Genomic DNA, 5,964 nt, shown 5'->3' with positions numbered 1-5,964 from the left:
TATTTCTGCACCCAACGATAGAGAGTGGTGTGGTCGACATCGACACCTCGTTCCTCAAGCATTTCAGCCAGTTCGCGGTAACTCACCCCATACTTGCAGTACCAACGGACGGCCCAGAGGATAACCTGGCCAGAAAAGTGACGCCCTTTGAAATCAGTCATGCTTAATAAACGACGAGGAAGGTGACACTAGATTGCCTGAAACTTAAAACTTTGCAACGGAGCCGTGTTTTTAGGTGTGAGAAAGCGCGGTTGGTTAATACCCTTTAGGGCTGAAGATGGAAATCAAAAAAGCCAGCCTTGAAGGCTGGCTTTCTAACGTTAGCACGTATTATCAAGCAATCTGCTTGGTAACGGCTTCTCTGGCAAAGAAGGCTTCGTGCAATGCGCGAATCGCGTTTTCATACATGTCGTCTTTAACGACAAACTGTACATTGACATTCCGCATGGAAGAATGCACCGCGATGGGGGCAATATCGTGACTCATCAATGCCAGCATGCCTTTGCTCAGCGCGGTATTGGTATTAATTTCTGCACCAATGGCTGAAATCAACGCTACCATGTGTTTAGCGATTGTCGATTTCGGGAAGCGTTTCTCGGCACGATAAAGCAGCTGATTGAGGTTCTTCGTCGCGCCACTGAGGTAGTAAGTGATCGAGTTTGCGTTCATCTCTTTCCCAATGAGACTCACGCGTTCCTCGTAAATGATTTCCATCATTTCGTAGCCGACGTTGTCCACTTGGCCGACCATAGCTTGGTCGAAGATTTGCAAGGCAAAGACTTTGCTTTTGCCAGCAATGATTTCGATTTTTTCTCGCGTCGGTGCGTATTGCTGAGAGATCAGTGTGCCTTTGTGCTCGGGTTCAAAGGTATTTTTTATTTGAAGCGGAATATTCGCCTGACGCAGCCCGGATGCGGCATTAGGGTGAATAGCTTCCATACCCAAGTTTGCCAACTGATCAGCAACATCGAAGTTAGTCTGGCCGATTGGTAGCACGTTTTCGGGGCCGGCAATGCGCGGGTCGGCACTGCTCAAATGATATTCTTTGTGGATGATGGCGACATCAGCGGAGGTGATGCTGGCGATGCGGCTAAACGTCATTTCGCTGTAGCCGCGATCATACGTTTTCATCAAGCCTTCGTCGCAGTACGAGTAACCTGTGACGATAGGTAACTCGCTTTTCACATCGATATTAGCAAACGCACTTGCAATCACTTCATCGAGGTTTCCAGAGAGCCCGTCATCCCAGCTGGACAGGTCAACAAATCGCGCGTTGATACCTAGCGATTTAAGCTTTAGTGCCGTGTTGAACGCACTGTGTGCTTCACCAATTGAAGAAAGAAACTCTCGAATCTGTGGCAAATACTGGCGCAGCGTGAATTGGCCATATTGGCAGGTCGCCAGAATATTCTCGATACAGCTTTGAGCATCGTCTAATCGCGTCTCGATATACTTGTCTGCACGCGTGCGATTTATCGTATCTTCAAATATCTCGGCATTGATGCCCTTCATACGTTGCTTTAGATCAGAAAAGGCACTCACCCAACGGTCTTCACGTTTAGCGACAAGCTGATAAATACCGGGATCGCCCGTATGCTTGCTTTCCAGTAATGCATCCGTGATACCACCATACGCGGAGACGACAAACACGCGGTTATAGGGTGATTCGGGACGAAGAAAAATATTGTTCAGTACGGCTTCATACGCCGTCATTGACGTACCACCGATTTTTTCAACGGTATAAGTCATTTGTAAATCCTTTACATGTGCGAAAGCGGATAACAGATGGGGAGCATAGCGGCTCCCCATGAGGTGGGATTAGTCGACCAGCGGATAAACGCCGTTTTCGTCGTGCACCTCTTGGCCCGTGATTGGCGGATTGAATACACACGCCATGACCATCTCTTTACCTTCGTAGGCACGCAGAAAATGCTCGTCGTGTTTATCCAAGATATAGAGTGTACCGGGTTTAATTGGGTAGGTTTTGTCACCGATGACCTCAATTTCACCTTCGCCAGACATGCAATACACAGATTCAAGATGGTTTTGGTAGTGGATGTGTGTTTCCGTGCCACCAAAGATCGTCGTGATGTGAAAAGAAAAGCCCATCTTGTCGTCTTTCAACAACATACGAACACTTTCCCATGTTTCTGATACAACACGACGCTCGCTGTTTTTACACTCTTCAAGAGTTCTAACTATCATGAATCTATCCCTTAAGATGCTTTCTTGGTTGCTTTTTCAGCAACGTTTTCTACGGCCTTTTCGAAAATTTGCAGGCCTTTTTCGAGTTCGGTTTCTGTGATCGTGAGCGGGCAGAAGAATTTAACCACTTCATCGTTAGGGCCTGCTGTCTCAATAATCATACCCAGTTCAAAACAACGCTGAGAAATGGCAGATGCTAAATCACCGTCGTTGCATTCGATGCCTTGCATCATGCCGCGGCCTTTTGCTTTCACAAACAATGAAGGGAATTTCTTCAACGTTTTGTCGATAGTCTTTTTCACTTGCTGACTTCTGTCTGCAATTTGGACTTCGAAATCACCATTGTGCCAGTACGTTTCGATGGCTTTTGTGGCAGTGATAAAGGCATGATTGTTGCCTCGGAATGTACCGTTGTGCTCACCTGGGGTCCATATATCCAGTTCTGGTTTCAGGAGAACCAGCGCCATAGGAAGGCCGTAACCCCCAATGGACTTAGACAGTGTCACAATATCGGGCTTGATCCCTGCTGACTCGAAGCTAAAGAAAGTGCCTGTACGGCCGCAACCAGCTTGAATATCATCGACAATCATCAAGATGTCATTGTCTTTACAGATCTTAGCGAGCTTTTGAAGCCATTCGTTTGATGCGACGTTAAGACCACCTTCACCCTGTACAACTTCAAGAAGGACAGCAGCAGGTTTGTCAAAACCGCTTGAGTTGTCGTGTAGCATGGTTTCGAACAGAGCGAGTCCATCGACACCGGCATAGCCTTCATAGGGAATTCGAGCTGTGCCTGACAGAGGCATACCTGCACCACCACGATGATGTTGATTACCCGTTGCAGCGAGGGCGCCCATCGTGCAGCCGTGGAAGCCATTTGTGAACGTTACAATGTTCGTTTTGCCCGTAATCTTGCGTGCAAGTTTCATAGCGGCTTCAACTGCATTGGTGCCAGTAGGGCCGGTAAACTGCACTTTGTAATCAAGATTTCTGGGGGCGAAGATGTGATTACGGAGTGCGGTCAGAAAGTTGGCTTTGGCTTCTGTGTACATATCAAGGCCGTGAGTAATGCCATCTTTCTCGATGTACTCAATAAGGGATTTTTTCAATTCGTCGTTGTTGTGCCCGTAATTGAGTGATCCTGCGCCGGCAAGAAAGTCGATGTATTTATTGCCATCTTCCGTATGTAGCCATACACCTTTTGCAGCAGTAAATACCACCGGAAAGCTATTACAGTATGATTTTACGTTCGACTCTTGCTTATTAAAAATGTCCATGTCTGGTCCGTTTTTAGTATTAATGTGTTTTGTTCAAAGGGATACGGTACAAGTACTCAGTATCGTGATGTCCTTTGAAGTGCTGTTCTTGGTCTAAAAAAACTGATACGGAACCGCGTTTTCCATGTGCGGCATCGAGCTTTTTAAACAAATTCCAAGACCCATCGTTCGATTTAGTGATTGTGGTTTCTACGGCACTTACATTGCTGAGGTTGTCGCGCGTTAATAGCTGCTGCAGCATGCGATACGCCAACCCTTTTCCACGGCTTGCAGCGGAGACAGCGACTTGCCAGACGAAAAGCTCTGTAGGAGCATCGGGTTTTAAGTACCCGGAAATAAATCCAGCAATTTCACCGTTGTTTTCTGCCACGATGCAGGTCTTATGGAAATGGGAGGATTGAAGAAAGTTGCAGTAGGAGGAGTTTTCATCGAGGGGGGGGCAGTTAGCGATCAAGCTGTTAATCTTGATTCCATCGCCTTTGTTAGGAACACGAAACACTAATGCATCCAGTTCCTTCTTCAAACGCGCCGTTACTACACTGAGGTCGATCGTTTCGGTACTCATCAAGCTTCCAAATCATTTAGATGTCTAAGTATTTAAACCCTTTAAAGGATACATTGATATGTTCTTTTTTCAAGCTTCCGTCACAGCGGTGAGATTGTTTGGGGCTAACTTTATGTTTTATAATGAGCATTAAATTTTGATGAATAAATGTGATCGTTTAGTGATATAACTAAATTTTCGGGATTCGTCCTTTTTACTGTGCGTTTTACGGCTATCCCTTTCAGTTACCAAGATCCGACGGTTTTGATACGTCAGTTTTTTGTCGCGAAGTGAGAGAAGAAAAGTGTGTTTTGCTATTTAAAGCTAAGCGGGTAGGGAAGGCATCGAGTAAAATTTACACACAGTGTGCTTAACTCAATGTTTTAAATGATAAATGATTTTCTTTTCCAAAAGAAAACCAATTAAAAATCTTTGTTTTACTGAGATGAATCCTCGCTTTTAGGGGGCTTCGTCCTCTATCTGTGGATTTTTCAATCAAAATCACATGACATCGATTCGCACCTTTTTGGTGAGCGGAGCACATTATTGATGCAAAATAATTGTAATAAAAAATAATTATTACATATAAGTGAGATGCAGGTCTTGGTCTGTTTGCGTATACAAAATGGCATTTGGTAACGTGCCACAATACGATGCGACTAAGCACTTTATTGTGGCGTCGAAAGTTACCTATTTTAGTTTCTTAACGAGCATCAGGTTCTCTTTAAGATGCTTAACGTTACTTGTCATACACAGTGGAAATATACCTTGATTGGCAATGTTTCTAAGCACTATCGCAGAAGGGCTCATTAGCAACATATCGGACTATGCCCTTAACTCTGCCACAAATCGCTCATTTTCAGGGGTGTCATACGCTTCTGGCAGCTTACCTTTATGTTCAAACGCCCCTTCGAGTAACGGAGAGTATGCCACGATGGTGATGTCAGAGTTGGCATCAAGGAGCAATGCTTTAATGTCATGTGTCAGGCAAAGTTGCACGCCAAAATCCAGATTGGCCTTTGGTTGGATCACCGTATGGCGATACTGCGCGTAGCTGATGGGTGCCAAAGCCTCCCGTTCGACAATGACGCAGAGTTCACTCAAACGATCCAAGGTATAGTTGGAGATGCCCAGCGATTTGATGATGCCTTGGTTGACATAATGGGTCAGCGTTTCCCATGTTTCTTCCAATGGCGTATTTAAATCATCGATGTGTGTATACAGTACATCAATGTAATCCGTACCCAGGCGGGACAGGGAAGCACTGATAGCACTGTCTATCGCTGCCTTGCTCAACCCTTCTGCCGTTGAAAGGTCCTGCCCATCTAAAGGAAGGGCTCCGATTTTGGTGTGGATCTCTACGGAGGATCTATCAACTGTTTTAAGCCACTCACCAATCGTCTGCTCACTTTCTCCACCTTTACCAGCCCTGAAGGCATAGTTGTTGGCGGTATCAATCACCCTGCCGCCCATGTGAACGAATGCATTTAATACGTCAAAAGCGTCTGAAGAAGAGATGGTAGTACCAAAGGCCGCTGTACCTAAACCTGCTTTCATAGGAGATCCTTATTGGTGATGCAGAAGTGTTGTTGCGTGCTTTTCTTCTGAGTGTGGAGTACTTTCAAAAGGATAGAGAGCTTGTATTGTCGGCAAAAGCACTCGTTTCGGGTATAAGAACAAACTTATTTTACCGAAATGATTTCTCGGCAATGTATCAAACAAGAGCAATACTGAAATCATTACTTCTTCCGCGAAATAGGGTCAGTCATTGTCTCAATTACTCGAAGATATTTACCGACAGGAATCGTCTCAGATCCTCGCTGCACTGATTCGTATTTTCGGTGTTGAGAATGTTGCGTTAGCTGAAGACACGGCTCCGTTGCAAAGTTTTAAGTTTCAGGCAATCTAGTGTCACCTTCCTCGTCGTTTATTAAGCAT

At 45.3% G+C, this 5,964-nt stretch carries 6 protein-coding genes and 1 pseudogene; 1 reads left to right on the top strand and 6 read right to left on the bottom strand.

What is annotated here, in order from left to right; genetic code table 11:
• The 6 genes and pseudogenes from B5D35_RS22370 to B5D35_RS22345 form a co-directional block, all read right to left on the bottom strand.
• Positions 1–161, bottom strand: a pseudogene (locus tag B5D35_RS22370) (IS6 family transposase); the annotation flags it as partial.
• A 172-nt stretch (positions 162–333) separates the two neighbouring features.
• Positions 334–1,749, bottom strand: a complete 1,416-nt coding sequence (locus B5D35_RS22365; RefSeq protein ID WP_078754640.1) for an aspartate kinase — start codon at positions 1,747–1,749, stop codon at positions 334–336.
• A 69-nt stretch (positions 1,750–1,818) separates the two neighbouring features.
• Positions 1,819–2,205, bottom strand: coding sequence for an ectoine synthase (locus B5D35_RS22360; RefSeq protein WP_078754639.1), 387 nt, complete (start codon positions 2,203–2,205; stop codon positions 1,819–1,821).
• Between the two features lie 11 nt (positions 2,206–2,216).
• Positions 2,217–3,482 (bottom strand): diaminobutyrate--2-oxoglutarate transaminase, encoded by a 1,266-nt coding sequence (gene ectB / locus B5D35_RS22355; protein WP_078754638.1) that lies wholly within the window; start codon positions 3,480–3,482, stop codon positions 2,217–2,219.
• A 19-nt stretch (positions 3,483–3,501) separates the two neighbouring features.
• Positions 3,502–4,047: a diaminobutyrate acetyltransferase gene (ectA, locus tag B5D35_RS22350; protein ID WP_078754637.1), complete on the bottom strand. Its 546-nt coding sequence runs from the start codon at positions 4,045–4,047 to the stop codon at positions 3,502–3,504.
• An 804-nt stretch (positions 4,048–4,851) separates the two neighbouring features.
• Positions 4,852–5,583 carry an aldo/keto reductase gene (locus B5D35_RS22345; RefSeq protein WP_244556712.1) on the bottom strand — a complete coding sequence of 244 codons (732 nt, stop codon included), beginning with the start codon at positions 5,581–5,583 and terminating at the stop codon, positions 4,852–4,854.
• A 211-nt stretch (positions 5,584–5,794) separates the two neighbouring features.
• On the opposite strand from B5D35_RS22345, the gene B5D35_RS24435 reads away from it, so the two are divergent.
• Complete coding sequence (locus B5D35_RS24435) at positions 5,795–5,935, top strand: hypothetical protein (protein ID WP_157828452.1); 141 nt, start codon at positions 5,795–5,797, stop codon at positions 5,933–5,935.
• Positions 5,936–5,964: the final 29 nt, after the last annotated feature.

It is taken from the genome of Enterovibrio nigricans DSM 22720 (genome assembly GCF_900167155.1).
Lineage (GTDB): Bacteria > Pseudomonadota > Gammaproteobacteria > Enterobacterales > Vibrionaceae > Enterovibrio > Enterovibrio nigricans.
Note: the sequence above shows the minus strand (reverse complement) of the source record. Positions and strands in the feature narration are given on the sequence as shown.